Origin of the sequence: Vibrio genomosp. F6 (assembly GCF_005146325.1) — a bacterium.
Classification (GTDB): domain Bacteria; phylum Pseudomonadota; class Gammaproteobacteria; order Enterobacterales; family Vibrionaceae; genus Vibrio; species Vibrio cortegadensis.
The window spans coordinates 66032-85232 of sequence record NZ_SYUT01000023.1 but is presented as its reverse complement, the minus strand read 5'-3'; the positions used below and the strand labels follow the sequence as shown (position 1 = coordinate 85232).

The 19201-nt window shown below is 41.0% G+C and carries 16 protein-coding genes and 1 tRNA gene; 5 read left to right on the top strand and 12 right to left on the bottom strand.

The window, feature by feature from the left end:
• Positions 1-219: 219 nt before the first annotated feature.
• The 6 genes from FCV43_RS08925 to FCV43_RS08905 form a co-directional block, all read right to left on the bottom strand.
• The gene (locus tag FCV43_RS08925) at positions 220-948 is read right to left on the bottom strand and encodes a hypothetical protein (RefSeq protein WP_136994930.1); all 729 of its coding nucleotides are present in this window, start codon (positions 946-948) and stop codon (positions 220-222) included.
• A 58-nt stretch (positions 949-1006) separates the two neighbouring features.
• The gene (locus FCV43_RS20365) at positions 1007-1144 is read right to left on the bottom strand and encodes a hypothetical protein (protein WP_016796248.1); all 138 of its coding nucleotides are present in this window, start codon (positions 1142-1144) and stop codon (positions 1007-1009) included.
• Between the two features lie 9 nt (positions 1145-1153).
• Positions 1154-1300 (bottom strand): alpha-amylase, encoded by a 147-nt coding sequence (locus FCV43_RS08920; protein ID WP_102570708.1) that lies wholly within the window; start codon positions 1298-1300, stop codon positions 1154-1156.
• A 538-nt stretch (positions 1301-1838) separates the two neighbouring features.
• Entirely contained in the window at positions 1839-2744 is a 906-nt protein-coding gene (locus FCV43_RS08915; protein WP_136994929.1) for a sensor domain-containing diguanylate cyclase, read from the bottom strand.
• Between the two features lie 202 nt (positions 2745-2946).
• Entirely contained in the window at positions 2947-4860 is a 1914-nt protein-coding gene (locus FCV43_RS08910; protein ID WP_136994928.1) for a methyl-accepting chemotaxis protein, read from the bottom strand.
• Positions 4861-5537: 677 nt separating this feature from the next.
• A tRNA-Leu gene (locus tag FCV43_RS08905) sits at positions 5538-5622 on the bottom strand.
• Positions 5623-5816: 194 nt separating this feature from the next.
• Between FCV43_RS08905 and FCV43_RS08900 the strand changes: the two genes are divergently transcribed.
• The gene (locus tag FCV43_RS08900) at positions 5817-6293 is read left to right on the top strand and encodes an RDD family protein (RefSeq protein WP_113795540.1); all 477 of its coding nucleotides are present in this window, start codon (positions 5817-5819) and stop codon (positions 6291-6293) included.
• Positions 6294-6335: 42 nt separating this feature from the next.
• Here FCV43_RS08900 and lptG read toward each other — a convergent pair whose 3' ends face one another.
• Both lptG and lptF read right to left on the bottom strand, forming a co-directional pair.
• Positions 6336-7406: an LPS export ABC transporter permease LptG gene (gene lptG / locus FCV43_RS08895; RefSeq protein WP_017051825.1), complete on the bottom strand. Its 1071-nt coding sequence runs from the start codon at positions 7404-7406 to the stop codon at positions 6336-6338.
• Between the two features lie 3 nt (positions 7407-7409).
• The gene (gene lptF / locus FCV43_RS08890; protein WP_136994927.1) at positions 7410-8510 is read right to left on the bottom strand and encodes an LPS export ABC transporter permease LptF; all 1101 of its coding nucleotides are present in this window, start codon (positions 8508-8510) and stop codon (positions 7410-7412) included.
• A 190-nt stretch (positions 8511-8700) separates the two neighbouring features.
• On the opposite strand from lptF, the gene pepA reads away from it, so the two are divergent.
• From pepA to FCV43_RS08875, 3 genes are all read left to right on the top strand, one after another.
• Positions 8701-10221, top strand: a complete 1521-nt coding sequence (pepA, locus tag FCV43_RS08885) for a leucyl aminopeptidase (protein WP_017051827.1) — start codon at positions 8701-8703, stop codon at positions 10219-10221.
• 103 nt (positions 10222-10324) lie between these two features.
• Positions 10325-10774, top strand: a complete 450-nt coding sequence (locus FCV43_RS08880; protein ID WP_136994926.1) for a DNA polymerase III subunit chi — start codon at positions 10325-10327, stop codon at positions 10772-10774.
• Between the two features lie 147 nt (positions 10775-10921).
• Positions 10922-13795 carry a valine--tRNA ligase gene (locus FCV43_RS08875; protein WP_136994925.1) on the top strand — a complete coding sequence of 958 codons (2874 nt, stop codon included), beginning with the start codon at positions 10922-10924 and terminating at the stop codon, positions 13793-13795.
• A gap of 109 nt (positions 13796-13904) precedes the next feature.
• Here FCV43_RS08875 and FCV43_RS08870 read toward each other — a convergent pair whose 3' ends face one another.
• On the bottom strand, positions 13905-14900 hold the full coding sequence (locus tag FCV43_RS08870; RefSeq protein ID WP_136994924.1) for a M48 family metallopeptidase: 996 nt from the start codon (positions 14898-14900) through the stop codon (positions 13905-13907).
• Entirely contained in the window at positions 14901-16073 is a 1173-nt protein-coding gene (locus FCV43_RS08865) for a YjgN family protein (protein ID WP_136994923.1), read from the bottom strand. It abuts the gene before it with no gap.
• Between the two features lie 238 nt (positions 16074-16311).
• On the opposite strand from FCV43_RS08865, the gene FCV43_RS08860 reads away from it, so the two are divergent.
• Positions 16312-17217, top strand: a complete 906-nt coding sequence (locus tag FCV43_RS08860) for a bifunctional helix-turn-helix transcriptional regulator/GNAT family N-acetyltransferase (RefSeq protein ID WP_136994922.1) — start codon at positions 16312-16314, stop codon at positions 17215-17217.
• Positions 17218-17318: 101 nt separating this feature from the next.
• Here FCV43_RS08860 and FCV43_RS08855 read toward each other — a convergent pair whose 3' ends face one another.
• Positions 17319-18128 carry a glycosyl hydrolase 2 galactose-binding domain-containing protein gene (locus tag FCV43_RS08855; protein ID WP_113795528.1) on the bottom strand — a complete coding sequence of 270 codons (810 nt, stop codon included), beginning with the start codon at positions 18126-18128 and terminating at the stop codon, positions 17319-17321.
• Between the two features lie 131 nt (positions 18129-18259).
• The gene (rraB, locus tag FCV43_RS08850) at positions 18260-18676 is read right to left on the bottom strand and encodes a ribonuclease E inhibitor RraB (RefSeq protein ID WP_017051834.1); all 417 of its coding nucleotides are present in this window, start codon (positions 18674-18676) and stop codon (positions 18260-18262) included.
• Positions 18677-19201: the final 525 nt, after the last annotated feature.

Below are 19201 nucleotides of genomic sequence, written 5' to 3'. Positions count from 1 at the left end.
TACCCACCCCTATCCCTAATGAACCTTGAGCAGTTTCAGCTACTTGCCTCAGCGTTTTCACCTAGTCAATGACAGGCTACAAGGTTGTCCAAATACCTGTACACGACCCAGCCAATGAAGCTAGGGTGGTGCTCATAATGAAAGGTATTGTTGTGATGAACTGGCATCCAGTTCTGGTTTGAGGATTGAGCCCCTCATTAGCTATTGGAATATCCTATATTACTCAAAGGGAAAACTATCGCAACTTAACCCAAGCTTCATCATTTTTTGAAATAGACAATACTCAATTGGCTGAGTTTGAGTTTGTAAAAATACTCTACTATCATTTTGCGTTTGTCTTTCGCCAAAATAAAGGTCGTCTACAGGATTCTGCCCGCTTAAAAGCGAAGCGATAAAATTTTGAAATGATGCAACAACCTCATCTAAATCTAGGTTCTGTTCGATACTATATGCCAACCAATTCGCTTCTTCATTATCACTATGATACAAAGTCGGATAGTTTCCGTTATGTAGTTGAACTTGAGTTAAACCACCTCTGATTTGTCTAATAATGTGATATTTATGTTCATTATCTATGACGACGAGCCTAGCGAGTGCTGTGCTACCAATTGACTTTCCTTTCCGAGAAGGTACTCGTATTTGATGTTTAAATATGACTTCACCAGATAACTTTCTATACTTAATACCTATCGCGCCACTTACCTCTTCTTGGTAAGAAAATAAATGTTCCATTCTTCGTTTAAGTAAATGTCCATACTCCTTAATAAAGTATACCATCTGCGCTTCAGTAGCTTCTTTTTGACCATTACGCCACCTTGAAACCTGAGCAACAGATTTATTACTCAACCTAGCCTTAACAGCGATATCTTCATTCCGATACCCACCATTTTCAATCGCCAACTTGAGTAGCTGCCTTGTATATTTATATTTTTTGTTCATACCACTCATAGCCAACCTACTGTTATCAATAAAAAAGCCGACGGTAATTTAACCATCGGCAGTAACTTTAGTCATCACCTATATAATCATCGTTATTAGGATTGTGAGCATCCGCCCAATCATCCATATCGGCATCATTATTAGGATTATTAATATCAGACCAAACATCTAACTCGTCTTGAGACATATCTGAAGAATCGATCATTGTAACCTCCTACTTTTTGCCTTGGTAACGTGAATTATTAGGGTTCATCTGATTAGCATGATTGTCATTTGCTTTTTGATACGCCGTATTTTGACCAGTAGAACCTTTGTTACTGTTAGCTTGATTTGATTTATGGTCGTTCTGTTTGTTACTCATCGTTCTATCTCCGTTGTTAAATGAACGATGCCATTGTATGAAAGACCGAAGCAAAACGACGATGATAGAACAGAGATATTCTGGTGATTATCAGTGATGTTTAGTGATTCTTGATGAAAGGTGAGATAAGTACACGATATGTCGAAAGAAAAGTTACCATCTACATGAACACCACCACACGGCACACTGATCATGCCCACTTACCACCAGAAGCACCTCAGACAATCACTCAGTGAGCTTACAACAGCAAAGTTAACCCATCGAACGTTAGTAATAACGATACTGAATCATCGCGTTAAAATCACTTCTGGTGGGTGTAGTGGAATTAGTTGGTAAGTTTCTAAAGGGAATATCGGGGATAAAGTTCATTGAAGTAATTGAGTAAACAATCTCATGGTCGTTTCGCTGTGTATTAGTGTGATTGATTATTAATGTACATCCCCAACACACTAATGACACACTAGACAACAACGCCCATGATAAAAGGCTTAACAACAACCCCATCAAAACGATCAATCACTTTATTTACTAACGCAGATCAACTTAAAGTTGAAGTAAACACATAAGGTAGTTTTTGTTTTTTAGCTACATACATAGCTCTATCCGTCTTATCTATTAACACTGATAATTCACGGTCATCATGCGGATAAATGCCAATTCCAATACTGACTCCAACCGTAATGTCAGCATTGGAATTATCTACCGAAACTGGCGCTGAAATTAGTTCATGTAGTTTATTGGCGATACCTTTAGCTTCATATTCGTAATTCTGATGGTCATTAATATCAAACAATACAAGGAATTCATCCCCACCTACTCGAAAGCAAATGTCACTACTACGTAACTCTCCTTTCAAGCGAGCCGATATTTCAACAAGAAGCTGGTCACCAATATCATGCCCAAAAGTGTCATTAATTAATTTAAATCCATTTAAATCTAAATAGGCAACTCCCAAGCAACCAGAATCAAGAACACTTAATGACTGATTTTCTAATACACTCTCAAGGTGTCGCTTATTGAATAAGCCTGTTAGTGCATCAGTATTAGCTTCATCCTTTAGTTCATCTATTAACTCTTGAACTCTTGAGTAATCATGTAAAGTGGCTATCCCACATTGCATACCATTGAAAACAATATTTGCTATGGAAATTCTGGCGTTAAACCCACCACCACTTGCATTTCGACAAGGCATAATGCTTCTAGACATCATAGCTCTTGCTTGTGATTGGTTAAGTACGAAGTTACTAACCTTCACATCGTGATGACTGACAACATCCGGTTGCATCAAGTCGCTCAGCCTAAGGGTTAACAATACCTCTCTCTCATAACCAAATAACCGAGCGCATGACTTATTCGCAAATACAATATTAGAATGCTGATCCACGATCAAAATGGCATCCACGAGAAAGTTTAAAAACTGAGAAATTTCATCTGATTGTGTCATTACCACAAACACCTGTAGTTATTCATTTAGTGGCATATTATCCCATTTTCACCTAAATAGCCTTCATCAAATCACACATTCATATGTATAACTTATAAATTTGACCCCATACTTATAATTAACAAATTAAGTATTTGCTGAGCCAGTTCCCTCTATTTAGGAAAGGGTCGATAGCCTAGGATATCGACCAATATCACTCAAATCACTGTAACTTAAATTGATCAACAAGCACCGATAGCTGCCTATTGCTTTGGGTTAGGTTTTGAGTGTTTTCCATTGTTTGAGTGCTATTACCTGTCAGTTCATGCACCATACTTTGAATCGTAGTCATGTTACGACTAACTTCATCTGTCACAACATTTTGTTGCTCAGCAGCAGTAGCTATCTCTAAACCTAAGTCATTAATGCGTGTAATAGAGTTAACCATTACATCTAAACTAACATTCACATTTTCCGTTGCCTCTGCTGTTTTTTCACAGCGTAACTTAGTTTCATCCATAGCCTTTACTACAGTTTTAGTTCCTTCATTAAGGTCAGCGAGCATGCTATTAATTTCGGACGTGCTCTGCTGCGTTCTTGCAGCCAAAGCTCTAACTTCATCAGCGACAACAGCAAACCCTCTTCCTTGCTCCCCAGCTCGAGCGGCTTCAATCGCTGCATTAAGCGCTAGTAAATTTGTTTGGTCAGCAATTTCCCCTATAACAGTTAAAACAGAGCCAATTTTTTGCGAGTCTTGATGCATAGAGTGAATACTACAAGCCATTGCCTCAACTTCCGTAACTAAATCAGCAACACTTCGTACTGAGTTCGCCACAACAAGCTTAGATTGCTCAGCTTCATCATTAGTTGTTTTAGTAAATTCAGCAGTCTGAGAAGCACTTTGAGCAACACTTTCCGCAGTTGAACTCATTTCATTAATAGCAGCCACCACTTGACTAGTTTCCATTACATGTGACGATAAAACTTGATCATTACTCAAAGTCTGATTTGTCAGCTGATTAATATTATTAGAAATCTGTTTCGATGACTTAGAAACATCCAACATCATAGCTTGCAAATTACCGATGAATGTATTTACAGCTCGCGCTATTTCACCCAAATCATCATTGCTATCAACATTCAATCTACGAGTTAAATCACCATTGCCTTTAGATAAATTAACAACAGTACTTTTCAGCGCTAAAATTGGTCGATAAGTTAAGTTGAAAATAATGGAAAAGATCACAAATGAACCGATGAGCAGGGCAATCGAGGTATACAGAGACTCTTTCAAGGCGACATCCAGCTCAGAATAAGCAACTGACTTATCAACACCAACAAGCAAATGCCAGCTGCGACTTTTATCTACATCTATGGTTTTAAAAAATGCGACTTTTTCTACATCATTCAAACTATAATCCACAATTCCAGACTTCTGTGATAACAGAATATCGGTAAGAGTCCGTAAGCTATCGAAATCATATAATTTAGTCTCCCCCGGCACATCAACCTCACCGTTCGATGCAATAGTCAAACTGGTGTCATCATAAACCCCCATAATAGCACCGGGGAATGGAGACTTTTGTACAAGTTCATCTAGCAAACTCAGCTCTATATCAGCGAGTAACACACCTTTTAATTGACCTTCGGAATAGAAAGGTTCAGCAATACTCACCAATAAACTTTTAGTTAGTGCATCACGATAAATATCCGTCATGACCACCTGACCTTCTTGCTTAGCTAGCTGATACCAACTACGGACCCGAGGATCATATGTTGACAGTTCACGTTTACCACTAGCGTTACCATATGAACGGCCATCTTCAAATCCCACGACGATATCAGACGCTAAAGATGTATTAGCAATCTGCCTTAGCATCAATAAAACTTGTGGGTCACTGTATTCATTCGCAAAATCAGGGGCGTTAGCAACTAACCCAGACTTAATCGTATTAAGCCATGTTTTAATTGTGTCACTTGTTGTCTCAATTTTAAGCATCGAATACTCATTGACACGTTCGTGTATCGATGAAGAAATCTGTTTATAAGATAGCATATTGGAGACTATCAAGGAGGCTGAAAGTAAAAAAGTTACAGCGACAAAAAGCTTCCCTTTAAAGCTGCCTAGAACATTCATATCACTTCTCTCAAATTTATAAATTGAGAGAATACTCTCATTAAATTCCGTCGATATACACCCCACTCAATCAAACTTATGAATCAAGTCACTCTATGCAATACAAGGCTTCCATAAACTCCACTTATCATCCTGTCTATACATTTGAATTCATGAACTTGTGCATTTGCGAAGGGGACAAAACCTAGTTACATCTGATAAGAGTCAATCTGGAGAAAATTAATCTAATAATGACAATTGCGAATTTTCAGTGTGATTGGTTGTTAGTGTATATCCCCAACGCACTTACGACACACTAACCAACAACGCCCATGATAAAAGGCTTAACGACACCCTATCAAAACGATCTTCTACTCAAACCAGAATCACATTAAAAATTCATAACACCGTAAAGTCACCATGGTCGTACCATGGTTCTTCAAGCTCACAAACCTTGGTGATACTGACTTGCGAAGTTACAGGATTTTGCATCTGTTGGATTTACTTGGATTCCCTTGAGCACAGAATCGACATGCGATGAACCATAGATGCACCATAGAAGAAAACTCAAGACTGATAAAGAAGGTCGATTGGAGGGGAAATAGAGCTGATAACAAGAAAGGGAAACTGAGCCAAGCTTTTGATTGTGCTAGAAACAACAAAGCCCCAACTAGAGTCGAGGCTTTATCATTTAAATATGGTACCGGTAGGCGGACTTGAACCGCCACGCCCGAAGGCAACGGATTTTGAATCCGTCGTGTATACCAATTTCACCATACCGGCATTATCTTGGGGCATTGCCCTTTCGATGTTTGGCATTATACGTAAGATGGGTACCTGTGCAAGTGCAAAAGATTGAATTACAAATCGTTTGACGATATTTTCGCCATAAATGACGAAGCTGTGCGTAATCTCTCTTCCCTCTGAGCTTTCAAGACTATATTCTGACGCCAATATTTCCAAATAAGAAACGAGCAATGAGTACACAACATAATTTACCACCAGCCAGTTTAATGCGTCGATTAGGCGCTCTTCTTTATGATGCTTTAATTGTTATTGCTATCGAGATGATGGCTGCGGGCATCGTAATTGCCATCCTTGAAGCATTAGTTGCTGCTGGTCTATTGCATTACGGTACTTACACCGATGCAAGTGACCTACTCTCCACGCATCCTGTATGGAGCTATGTTTATACTATTTACCTAGTCAGTGTTTGGGTCTACTTTTTTGTGTTCTTTTGGACTCGTGCAGGTCAAACATTGGGGATGAGGGCATGGAAATTACGTTTACAAAATTCGGATAATAGCCCGATAACGACCACTCAAGCTTTAATAAGATTAGGAACTTCCGGCTTCGGTTTAGCAAATCTGGCGGTTCCATTTGATCCCCAGAAGCGAGGTTTCCAAGATATCTGGGCAAAAACTGAAGTTGTCGTGCTACCGAAAGCAAACTAAAGTTCAAAAAAATGGAAGACACGATGTCTTCCATTTTTATATCTATAGCTTTCTTCTGAGCAGTATTATCGAGATGGTCAAAAATACGATACTTGGAGCTATCGCACCAAACATTGGTGGGATGTTATAAACCAGACTTAATGGTCCGAAAAATTCACTTGATATATAGAAAGTAAAACCGGCGATAACACCCGATAGAATTCTGGCCCCCATGGTCACACTACGTAATGGACCAAAAATAAATGACAGAGCCATAAGCATCATAACCGCGATTGAAAATGGTTGCGTTATTTTCCGCCATAGCGCTAATTCATAACGAGATGAATCTTGCTCTGATTCTTTAAGGTAATTAACGTAATCATAAAGGCCACTCAACGACAACTCACCCGGTTTAACTGTCACCACAGCAAGCTTGTCTGGTGCTAATGATGTTTTCCAGCGATATTCAGGTAATTGTTGTTTGGAAATTTCGACTTCATTCATCATATTGGTAATCTGTACATCTTTCATCAACCACGTATTATCTTTTAAATAGCTTACCGTTTCCGCTGAAATGATGGACTCTAACTGCTTGTCAGCATTAAATCGCCACATGTTTAAAGCCCATAACTTGTCATCATCGACTTTGCCTATAAAGATAAAATCATTGGCATCACGAGCCCAAACACCACTTCTAACAGAGACAATGCTTCCTCCAGAAACAGCAAAAGCACGCATTTCCCTAGCAATTTTTTGTGCTTGTGGTGCGCCCCACTGACCTAGTAGCATTACCGCCAACATCAAAGGAATCGCCGTTTTCAAAACAGAAGATCCAATGTTCAATTTTGAAAACCCAGCAGCTTGCATCACCACGAGTTCAGAGCTCGAAGCCATCATTCCAAGCCCAATTAAGGCACCAAGCAGAGCCGCCATTGGGAAAAACATTTCAATGTCGCGTGGAATACTCAATATAACGAAGAACAACGCATCCAGTAGATCATAACTTCCTCTGCCAACTTTTCGCAGTTGATCTACATATTTGATAATTCCAGACAAACCAACGAAGGTCACTAACACCAAAGAAGTGGTTGCAATGATTGTTCTGCCTATATACAAATCAAGAATTTTAAACACAGTCTAGGCAAGCCTCTTCTTTCTTAAGATATCTTTAAATCGACGAACGGGAATGCTATCCATCAAATTGGCTCCTACAGCAACAATTAACAACCCGGCATTAATGGGCCACAATCCAATTGAAGCGGGAATACTTCCATCTTCTAAAGCAGATTTAGTCGCACTAATCGACAAGAAATACGCTAAATAGATCAAGATAGCAGGCCCCATTTTAGCAAATCGACCTTGACGAGGATTAACCGCAGAAAGTGGTACAACTAGCATGGTCAATAAAGGTATACAAATAAATAAGGAAATACGCCATTGAAGCTCAGCTTTGGCACTCGGGTCTGGATGAGTAAGAAGCTCAAATGTTGGCAATGCTTCCCAATCTCGACCTTTGCGTTTCACTTCTCGCTGCCCTATTAGCCCATCATATTCCTCAAATTTCGTCACCATATAGTCAAGCCTTGTTGGTACGCCTTCATATCGGACACCATCACTCATCGAGATGATCTGCCTTCCATCTGTCAGCTCTTTTACAACACCTGACGACGAAAACATAACGCTTGGTAAAATGGAATCTCTAGGCAATAACTGAGCAACAAAGACATTCGATAATGTACTATTTTTGATATCGTCAATAAACACGACCGACGAACCATCAGGAGTGCGCTGAAAATGTCCTTTCTTTAATAAATCGACACTGTTTTCCGCAGCGATTTGTTCCATTAACTGCGCTTCTTTTTCCTGACTCCAAGGTGAAAGCCATAGCGAGTTAAATGCAGCGATACTGCCTGTAATCAATGCCAAATACAGTGCAGCTTGAATTAAAAACTTATTGCCAATTCCTGTCGCGTTCATGACCACAATTTCACTTTCGGCGTACAAACGACCAAATGTCAGCAAGATCCCAATAAACAGACTAAGTGGGAGCATCAACAGCCCCATTGCTGGCATATTCAAACCAACAACCGAAAGAATAAGGCTCGCAGGAATATCGCCATCGGTAGCGTCGGCCAAAACGCTAATAAATTTTTGGCTTAGAAACACTAAAAACAGGACGAAAAAAATCGCAAACTGGCTCTTAAGTGTCTCGCGGATCAAATATCTAACAATAATCACGCTCAAATTACCTATACAAAACTTGTTTTTTTAATTGAATCACTATAATTTCCCGTTGAACCTTTTATTTTTTTAATTTTAGCTAAGTGTTAATTGGTTTATTTAGGGCCCTTTCGAATACAGGATCCAGCAAGTAAACTATCATTATCTAACATTTAGTTCGATTTGTCTTCAGGATGTAGGAGTACGCATGGAGTTCAGTGTAAAAAGTGGCAGCCCAGAGAAACAGCGCAGCGCATGTATCGTTGTTGGTGTGTTTGAACCACGTCGCCTTTCTCCAGTCGCTGAGCAGCTAGATAAAATCAGCGATGGCTATATTAGTTCACTACTTCGCCGTGGTGATCTCGAAGGAAAACCAGGTCAAATGCTGTTGTTGCATCAAGTACCAGGAGTTCTGTCTGAACGTGTACTTCTTGTCGGTTGCGGTAAAGAACGCGAGCTTGGTGAACGTCAATACAAAGAAATAATTCAAAAGACGATCAGCACGCTTAATGAGACAGGTTCTATGGAAGCTGTTTGTTTCCTTACAGAGTTGCACGTTAAAGGTCGTGATACCTACTGGAAAGTACGTCAAGCGGTTGAAGCAACTAAAGATGGCCTTTACACCTTCGATCAATTCAAAAGCAATAAGCCAGAAACTCGTCGCCCACTTCGCAAGTTAGTATTCAATGTACCGACTCGTCGTGAGTTAAATCTTGGTGAAAGAGCGATCACTCATGGCCTTGCTATTTCTTCAGGCGTAAAAGCGTCGAAAGATCTTGGCAACATGCCACCCAATATTGCGAATCCTGCTTACCTCGCTTCTCAAGCAAGACGCCTTGCAGATGATTTTGAAACGGTAACGACAAAAATCATCGGTGAAGAAGAGATGGAAAAACTGGGTATGACCTCATACCTAGCAGTTGGTCGAGGTTCTCGTAATGAATCTCTGATGTCAGTGATGGAATATAAAGGCGCAGCCGATCCAGATGCCAAACCAATTGTACTGATCGGAAAAGGCTTAACATTTGATTCAGGTGGTATTTCACTTAAACCAGGCGAAGCTATGGATGAAATGAAATACGACATGTGTGGCGCAGCGTCGGTATTCGGCACCATGAAGGCCCTCGCTAAATTGAACCTGCCAATCAACGTAGTTGGTGTTCTAGCGGGCTGTGAAAATATGCCAGGTAGCAATGCTTACCGTCCAGGTGACATCCTTACCACTATGTCAGGCCAAACCGTTGAAGTATTGAATACCGATGCTGAAGGACGTTTGGTTCTTTGTGATGCACTGACTTACGTTGAACGTTTCGAACCAGATTGTGTTGTCGATGTCGCGACACTAACAGGCGCATGTGTGATGGCGCTTGGTCACCATATTAGTGCTGTGCTTTCTAATCACAATCCACTGTCTCATGAGCTAGTGAATGCATCAGAGCAAGCAAGCGACCGAGCATGGCGTCTACCGATGACCGATGAGTACCATGAGCAACTATCAAGCCCATTTGCAGACATGGCAAACATTGGTGGTCGTCCTGGTGGCACCATTACTGCGGGTTGTTTCTTATCGAAATTTGCTAAGAAATACAACTGGGCACACATTGATAGCGCAGGTACTGCGTGGAAGTCAGGTGCTGCGAAAGGCTCAACGGGCCGTCCGGTCTCAATGCTTGTCCAATTCTTATTGAACCGAAGTGGCCAAGAAACTGAAGAGCAATCTTCAAAATAGTAAAAGGGCCTCAGGGCCCTTTTTTGTTGCTCGCATTATTGTGAGTTCAATCAGCTATACACTTATATAGATAAACGAGATAAAGAAAAAGTGAGTAAACACTATGCAAACAGCAACATTTTACATCGTAAGTGCTGATGGCCCCCAAGCTAATCAGGATGGTTTTGCACAATATTTGCTTTTTCTTACTCGTCATTTTGTTCAGCAAAATGCAAAAGTCTATTTGCACTGCAATGACAAAGAACATGCCGAACAAATAGCTGAACATTTTTGGCAAGTGCTACCCGAAAACTTCATGGCGCATAACCTAGTGGGTGAAGGCCCTAAATATGCAACCAATATTGAAATCGGTTATACCGGTGTAAAACACACTTGGAACCGTCAATTGGTAATAAATTTGGCTGATAATCAGACAACCTTTGCTCGAACCTTTGCTCAAGTGATAGACTTCGTTCCCTGTGATGAAAAAGCTAAGCAACTCGCTCGTGAAAGGTATAAAGTTTACCGTCAGGCAGGGTATCAATTGCAAACCATCGACATCGTATATCCATAGTCAAACATCATACCTAAATCGCTCTCAGTTATTTTTGAGGAGCTAAAGCGCTAAGAAGCATAAGCTCTGAGATTCAGTACATTCTGAGAAGCGTTAGTTATGAAGTTTGACCTGTTTTAAATAATCAAAGTATCCGTTAAGAGCACTATGGAAAAGACATATAACCCAACATCAATCGAACAAGCTCTGTATAAGACTTGGGAAGAGAAAGGCTACTTTAAGCCACACGGTGACACATCAAAAGAAGCTTACAGCATCATGATCCCGCCACCGAACGTCACTGGTAGCCTACATATGGGTCACGCGTTCCAAGATACGATCATGGATACTCTAATCCGTGCAGAGCGTATGAAAGGTAAAAATACGCTTTGGCAAGTGGGTACTGACCACGCAGGTATCGCAACTCAAATGGTTGTAGAGCGTAAGATCGCTGCTGAAGAAGGCAAAACAAAACACGACTACGGCCGTGAAGCTTTCATCGACAAGATCTGGGAATGGAAAGGCGAATCTGGTGGCACGATCACTAAGCAACTTCGTCGCCTAGGTGCATCTGTAGACTGGGACCGTGAACGTTTCACTATGGATGACGGCTTATCTGCTGCGACTCAAGAAGTCTTCGTTCGTCTATACGAAGAAGACCTAATCTACCGTGGTAAGCGTCTAGTAAACTGGGATCCTAAACTGCACACTGCGATTTCTGATCTTGAAGTTGAAAACAAAGACAAAAAAGGTTTCATGTGGCACTTCCGCTACCCTCTAGCGAACGGTGTTAAAACCGCGGATGGTAAAGATTACATCGTTGTCGCGACTACTCGTCCAGAAACCATGCTTGGTGATACTGGCGTAGCGGTAAACCCAGAAGATCCTCGCTACAAAGATCTTATAGGTAAAGAGATCCTACTTCCTGTTGTTAACCGTCTTATCCCTATCGTAGGCGATGAGCACGCTGACATGGAAAAGGGTACAGGTTGTGTGAAAATCACCCCTGCTCACGATTTTAACGATTACGAAGTTGGTAAGCGCAACAACCTACCAATGATCAACATCCTAACGTTCAACGCTGATATCCGTGATGCTGCTGAAGTATTCACAACCAACGGCGAAGAAAGCGATGTTTACTCAACAGACATCCCTGCTAAATACCAAGGCATGGAGCGCTTTGCTGCTCGTAAAGCTATCGTTGCTGAGTTCGATGAACTTGGTCTTCTCGAAGAGATCAAAGATCACGATCTAACCGTTCCTTACGGTGACCGTGGTGGTGTGGTTATTGAACCAATGCTGACTGACCAATGGTACGTACGCACAGCACCTCTTGCTGAGCCTGCAGTTAAAGCCGTTGAAGATGGTCAAATCCAATTCGTTCCTAAGCAATACGAAAACATGTACTTTGCTTGGATGCGTGACGTACAAGACTGGTGTATCTCTCGTCAACTTTGGTGGGGCCACCGTATCCCAGCATGGTACGACAACGATGGTAAAGTTTACGTAGGTCGCACTGAAGAAGAAGTTCGTGAAAAGAACAATCTAGCGCCTGTTGTTGTGCTTAAGCAAGACGACGACGTTCTCGATACTTGGTTCTCTTCTGCACTTTGGACGTTCGGCACGCAAGGCTGGCCTGAAAACACAGATGCACTAAAAACATTCCACCCATCTGAAGTTCTAGTATCTGGTTTTGATATTATCTTCTTCTGGGTTGCTCGTATGATCATGATGACCATGCACTTCGTGAAAGACGAAGATGGCAATGCACAAGTACCTTTCAAAACAGTTTACATGACGGGTCTTATCCGTGATGAAAACGGCGACAAGATGTCGAAATCGAAAGGTAACGTACTTGACCCTATCGACATGATCGATGGTATTGGTCTTGAAGAGCTAGTAGAGAAGCGTTGTGGCAACATGATGCAACCTAAGATGGCTGCTAAGATCGAAAAAGCAACACGTAAAACCTTCGAAAACGGTATTGAACCATACGGTACTGATGCACTACGTTTCACTCTTGCGGCTATGGCTTCAACTGGCCGTGACATCAACTGGGACATGAAGCGTCTTGAAGGTTACCGTAACTTCTGTAACAAGCTATGGAACGCAAGCCGTTACGTACTGATGAACACAGAAGAGCACGATTGTGGCATGTCACTGTCTGCTGAAGACCGTGCAAACATGGAATTCTCTCTAGCAGATAAATGGATTGAATCTCAGTTTGAAGTTGCAGCGAAAGAGTTTAACGCTCATCTAGACAACTACCGTCTAGACATGGCGGCAAACACACTTTACGAATTCATCTGGAACCAATTCTGTGACTGGTACTTAGAGCTAACGAAACCTGTTCTTTGGAAAGGTACTGAAGCTCAACAACAAGCGACTCGTTACACGCTTATCACAGTTCTAGAGAAGACACTGCGTCTTGCACACCCTGTTCTACCTTACATCACTGAATCTATCTGGCAGAGCGTTAAGCCACTAGTAGATGGCGTTGAAGGTGAGACAATCATGACTCAAGCGCTTCCTCAGTTTAACGAAGATAACTTCAATGCTGAGATCGTAGAAGACATCGAATGGGTTAAGACTTTCATCACTGCTATCCGTAACTTACGTGCGGAATACGACATTGCACCTAGCAAAGGCTTGGAAGTAATGATCAAAGTAGCAGACGAGAAAGATGCTACTCGTATCGAAGCAAACATGATCGTTCTGAACTCTCTTGCTAAGTTAGACGACATTAAAGTTCTAGCCGATGGCGAAGCAACTCCTGCTTGTGCGACTAAACTGGTTGGCAAATCTGAATTGATGATCCCAATGGCGGGTCTTATCAACAAAGATGCCGAGCTTGCTCGTCTAGATAAAGAAGTAGCAAAAACTCAAGGCGAAATCAAACGTATCGAAGGTAAACTAGGTAACGAAGGTTTCGTTGCTAAAGCACCAGAAGTCGTTATCGCTAAAGAGCGTGAAAAGCTAGAAGGTTACAAAGAGACTTTAGTGAAGTTGGAAGCACAAAAGCAAACTATTGCTGCGCTATAATTCACTCTCTGATTAATCAATGAAGTATAAAGGGCAGATTTTTCTGCCCTTTTTATTTATCACAATAATTCAGCCCTACTCTTTTCTGAGCCGATCTCGCACCAAATCATTAATGCGCCCTTTTTAATGACTCAATTCGTTCATTCAACTCAGGATGAGAACTTAACCATGTAGGTAGCTCCATGTGTCCTTCCTTCCCTAGCAACTCAAACATATCTACCATCGCTTGATTTGAGCCGTACAGCCCAACCATTGCATCAGAGGCAAAAACATCGGCTTCACGCTCCGCTTCTTGAGACTGCCCATTATTCGCGACAAACACTCCTAACCCCGTAAAATTATCGATCACACCTGAGCTTTCACCCGTCAATAGCGCCACCGCAGATGAGATCAAGCTAGAACGTACTAATGCTTTCATCACATGCTGATGCTTAATATGACCTAATTCATGCAATAGAATACTGTCTAGCTGCTTCTCCGTTTTCGTTAACCGCACTAAGTCATCCAAAACAACAATGGTTCCACCACTGAGAGCAAAAGCATTTGCACCAACATCTGAAGAACGAAAAACTAATTGTACTTCGTCATGAATATCCATCTGCTCAAGGTGAGAATGAAAACGTTGGCGAATATGAACCTGTTGCTGTTGTGAAAGAGTAGAGTGCTCAAACAATTGCTCATCCAAAGATTCCAGTACCTGTCTCTCAATCAATTGAGGAACTGAATCAGGCAAGTTAGCCACAATCTGATGGGTAAGCCAAGGGATGCCATGAGTAAAGATTGAGACAGTGAGAAGCACCAAAGCTAAACTACTCAGTAAAATAGCGGTGATGTTTTTCTCAAGCTTACCAATGAGGTTATTTCGTCCCTTACTTTGCAAATAATGATTCAACTCCTCATTACTGCTTGCGATAAATTGCGAGCCATCAGGGAATCGAATCTTCGTCGGGGACGCTCCAACTCCATGCACAATATCTACACGGTTTAAATATGCGGAGATGCTCCTTTCCGGAAAGTTGAGAGTAACTTTATCGGGTTGAGAAACATCTAATGTCGCCTCGCAGCGTTCAGAACTACGAGGCGGGTGTGCAACGCCTGATATCATTTAACCAATACCAAGGTCGATATTAAAGGCTTGGGAGATCTCATCTGAAATAGCGGAACTCACATCTGAAGCTTGATCATTGACCAGTAATAGGTCCAAATTCCCTTGAACATAAGTGTTCTCTGATAAGTAACTCATCGTTCGAACCATAACCCACGGCCTAGCTAAACCAAGAGTAAATACTTGGAGTAAGAAGTTCGTTACCACCAATGAGATGTAACTTACGACGGTTAACGTCGACGAAAAGCTTAATGCTGAATCCGCTTCACCTTCTTTACCATCAAGCACTAACTCTGAAAACGTATAATTTCTTATTGTCACTCGAATATAGGCAGCAATCGCCATACTCATCACAATGAAACCAAAATACAAAATGGCAATCATTGAAGCCAAACTTCCACTATTAGCCACCTCAGCAAGCGAGCCTGGGTTATTGATTAAATTAAAGCCTGCAACACTAAAGAATGCCAAAGCGGCAACAATCGATATTAAAGTCCAAGCAATCATACCCTTTAAATACACTTTAAAATAAAAGCGGTTTTGGTAGTCGGCTATAAATTGACGGTCACCATAGCGATAGCCATTCGCAAAGTAATTAGCAATACCGGCCAATGACCAAGATTGAAGATAAACATAAGCAGGCATCAAGAATAGAATCGCAATACCACCAGCAATCATACTCGCTTTCATAGCAAACACGGTTACAGCAATCGCTGCGATGAAGCCAGTCATAGCGATAAGGCCACGTCCAAGTATTGCCCAGTAAGCTCCTGACGTCGTACCTTGAAAAGAAAAATGAACATTGCGAAAGCTTGTCATTGCAGCATCGAAGCGAGCATTACTACGAGCTAATAATGGCAGAAGTGCAAAAAAACCAACCAATAGCACCAATGAAATTTGAGGTGCTAATTGATTACTGACACCCCAAGCCACAACGCAGATCATTGCGATAATACGGCCTTTCAATATTTGTATCGGTTTACCGTGGTATTCAAAACTATCTCCACCAATCGCTGTATGTCCATAAAAGTATCGTTTATTACGAACCTTCGCCCATGCAGAATAAATACCCAGCGTAATGATTGATAATAAGATATTAACAATCCAAATCCCGAAATACTCTTTACCCTGACCACTAAAAGCAACCTGGGTTTCTAACTCATTCTTGTCCATTTTCTATAATTCCATCTGACAGTAGTAAAATTCATATACGTCTTTGCGCACATCTACCAAAGAAAATACAGAAACAGATAGTTTAAATCAATTTATAAATGACGACATATACGCACTTTTTATATATTTAAGTTATTGATTTATTAATCATTAATGATGAATAAATGATGCTTATTGACATAGTTGCCATTCGCGACTAAATTAAGTTGCAGTACGCAACTACTTTTAGGTAATAATTATGAACCCAGCCTCATTAAGAGATCTATCTCGCCAACTTGTCAGGCAATTGGGCATGCTAGAAACCCAGTGCGGAGAGGTATCGCTTACCCCCGTTCAAGCTCATGCTCTCATTGAATTAGAAAGATCACCTTGCAGCGTGAACCAAATGGCGAAGCTTTTAAATGTCGATAAATCCAATGCGAGTCGAACTCTTAACCGACTAAGCAAGTTAGGCTTCATCAAAAGTATCACCAACCCAAAAGATAAGCGTAGCCAAGTGACCACCCTAACTGAACAGGGGTTACATACATTGCAGCAATTACACCAGCAACAAAATCACCATTACCAGCAAGTGATTGACCAACTTCCAATCGAGCAATTAACTCAGCTTGAAAGCACCTTAACCATCTATAACCAAGCACTGCTTAATACGGAACGACAAAAAGGTTTAAAGGTGCGTCCTTTAACACCAGCAGATAATTTACCAATAGCCTCCGTCATCCGCACCGTTTCTGCAGAATTCGGTTTAACCGAAGAGCAAGGCTATGCCGTTGGCGATCCGACTTTAGATTGCATGAGTGAAGTATACTGCGCGAGCAATGCACAATATTGGATAATAGAAGCAGGAGAGACCGTCGTTGGTGGTGGCGGTGTTGCTCCTTTAATTGGAGAGGAAGGGGTTTGCGAACTACAAAAGATGTATTTCTTACCTCAAATCCGAGGTAAAGGTTTAGCGAAAACGCTTGTCACCAAAGCACTAAACTTCGCTCAGAAACAAGGCTACAAGCACTGTTACCTAGAGACCACCGCAGAATTAAGTGCCGCAGTGGCACTTTATGAATCATTAGGGTTTGAGCATATTAAGCAAGCGATGGGGAATACTGGTCATGAGGTTTGTGAAATTCGAATGCTGAAAGTGTTATGAGCTAAGCAGACCCTTTGCTTTGACAAACGCTTCTATCAACCCCAAAAAAACAAAGTCATTAGTACTAGATGATGGAATCATTAGCACCTGAAAAAGAGCCATCACGCAGATAACACAGGAAAATGAGTCACGCATAAGTCTTGACTCAATCCCACCTGAAGCTTCAATTCTTGCCCATCAAGTTTGATTTCAAGTTGATACATATCGTCAGAATTAGGGTTATTTAAATCGATGTATTTAGGGGCTTCAATCTGGAATAGAGCTCCCGCATGGTCGGCTCTGACATCAAGTGGAACATGGTAAGTCATACCATTAAATTTGATCGAAGCAGAAATGAGGCCCGAGGCGAATGTTTGATAGTAAACATCAACTTTAAATTCACAGCCGCCACCGTAATGCCAAATCTGCTCAGTGGTAATATGATCTAGGCGAACGTGTTTAATAAATTGTAAGTACGGCGCTTTCCAGATCCCGATACGACGATCAGAAGGCGTCACTTTCTGTTCACCTAAAGTGCATATATCCAATTTATCTTCTTCAAACAATAAATCTTCTTCTTGCTCTAAAAAGAGAACTTCAAAGCGATTTCTCCCTAACTGTAAGTAAGGTCGAATGTCTTTCTTATATACGTTTTGAGTGGCATCGCAATCAAACAGCGCCACGCCATTCAACCTAACCTCCGCAAAATAATCGACACCAGCCATTACAAGCTCAACCGCAGGAAACGAGAGCATAGTTTCGTCTACATCAATATCATGCATTAAGTGCCACTCTTGATCCGCGATCATCTCTTCTGTTAAATCACTAGGCAGTACCGCACTTAATGCGGATGGGAAAGTAATATCATTTTGAGGTACAGAGAGATCGGTCAATGGTGAGATTTGCCACCAGCCAGCCAGAGGTAATTGCATAATATAAATTGAGCTAGATCAAGTTTGTCTGCATTATAGAGAATGGGTAGATAGAATGACATCTCTTTTTGAGGAATAAAAAATGCCGACTCATAAGCCGGCATTTTAGTAAACAAAAGGATAATTAACGATTACTCTTCGTCATCTTCTTCTTCGTCTTCATGGATAGCGTCCTCACCTTCATAGTAAGTACCCCAGCCATCATAAATAATGTCGAACTTCTCAGCTAAGTTAACCAACTTAACCACTTGCTCATCAATCACATCCGCTTTTAACACAGATTGCATCGTCGCATCACAACAAAGAAGCTTGTTGCCATCTTCATCTTCCGTCTCTTCTGCTTCAAGAACTTCGAAACCCATCTTGAATGCTTCAACAACTGCTTTTTCAAGTACTTCAAAATTTTCAGCAAAAAGGTGGTGCTCGATGTCATACAGCGCATCCGGATCACTACCGTCTTCAATTAAGGCTTCAATGATGTCGCGTGTATCTTCTTTTTGAATCTCAATTAAATCTTCAACTGATAGATATTCATCTTCGTGAGACATGTTTGTGCTCCAGAATGTGTGCTTATAAGGATCAAATATTATAGCGATGAAATATGTCATGGATCGAGCTTAAAAGCCACTATCAAACCCTCCTAGAACCGATCTTTTCTGGATCAGATTTAAATATTTAATGGCAAGCAAAAAAACGAACAAGGTACATACAGGAAATTAACATTTTTTATGCATAACGAAATTCAGAACAATATTTTTATGGCTTAAAATGAGAAGTGCTCAGTAAACCGCCTGTTTATTATCCTTGATTGCATATAGTCAAAATCAGGAGAGTGCATAATAACGTAATCCAATGATAAAAATGGCATCCGTAATGCATATAAATTCACAATCAAGCTACTGAGACCGCCACTTTTCTATATCTCTCATTGCATATTCACTCACAACATATTGTTAAGATCGAATGTTAGCTTTCAGTATCAAAATTCACCAAACTCCTACATATCAGAGCTAAGCATTACAATAAGCCCACTTCATCAGAATGTTTCACTTATGTTCAATTTGCATATTGCC

What these genes read in the sequence shown, in the direction of transcription:
- FCV43_RS08880 (WP_136994926.1), top strand. Translation starts at nt 10,325, where the DNA reads ATGCAAACAGCAACATTTTACATCGTAAGTGCTGATGGCCCCCAAGCT.
- rraB (WP_017051834.1), bottom strand. Translation starts at nt 18,676, where the DNA reads ATGTCTCACGAAGATGAATATCTATCAGTTGAAGATTTAATTGAGATT.
- FCV43_RS08915 (WP_136994929.1), bottom strand. Translation starts at nt 2,744, where the DNA reads ATGACACAATCAGATGAAATTTCTCAGTTTTTAAACTTTCTCGTGGAT.
- pepA (WP_017051827.1), top strand. Translation starts at nt 8,701, where the DNA reads ATGGAGTTCAGTGTAAAAAGTGGCAGCCCAGAGAAACAGCGCAGCGCA.
- FCV43_RS08865 (WP_136994923.1), bottom strand. Translation starts at nt 16,073, where the DNA reads ATGGACAAGAATGAGTTAGAAACCCAGGTTGCTTTTAGTGGTCAGGGT.
- FCV43_RS08925 (WP_136994930.1), bottom strand. Translation starts at nt 948, where the DNA reads ATGAGTGGTATGAACAAAAAATATAAATATACAAGGCAGCTACTCAAG.
- FCV43_RS08900 (WP_113795540.1), top strand. Translation starts at nt 5,817, where the DNA reads ATGAGTACACAACATAATTTACCACCAGCCAGTTTAATGCGTCGATTA.
- FCV43_RS08870 (WP_136994924.1), bottom strand. Translation starts at nt 14,900, where the DNA reads ATGATATCAGGCGTTGCACACCCGCCTCGTAGTTCTGAACGCTGCGAG.
- FCV43_RS20365 (WP_016796248.1), bottom strand. Translation starts at nt 1,144, where the DNA reads ATGATCGATTCTTCAGATATGTCTCAAGACGAGTTAGATGTTTGGTCT.
- FCV43_RS08855 (WP_113795528.1), bottom strand. Translation starts at nt 18,128, where the DNA reads ATGCAATTACCTCTGGCTGGCTGGTGGCAAATCTCACCATTGACCGAT.
- FCV43_RS08920 (WP_102570708.1), bottom strand. Translation starts at nt 1,300, where the DNA reads ATGAGTAACAAACAGAACGACCATAAATCAAATCAAGCTAACAGTAAC.
- FCV43_RS08910 (WP_136994928.1), bottom strand. Translation starts at nt 4,860, where the DNA reads ATGAATGTTCTAGGCAGCTTTAAAGGGAAGCTTTTTGTCGCTGTAACT.
- FCV43_RS08875 (WP_136994925.1), top strand. Translation starts at nt 10,922, where the DNA reads ATGGAAAAGACATATAACCCAACATCAATCGAACAAGCTCTGTATAAG.
- FCV43_RS08860 (WP_136994922.1), top strand. Translation starts at nt 16,312, where the DNA reads ATGAACCCAGCCTCATTAAGAGATCTATCTCGCCAACTTGTCAGGCAA.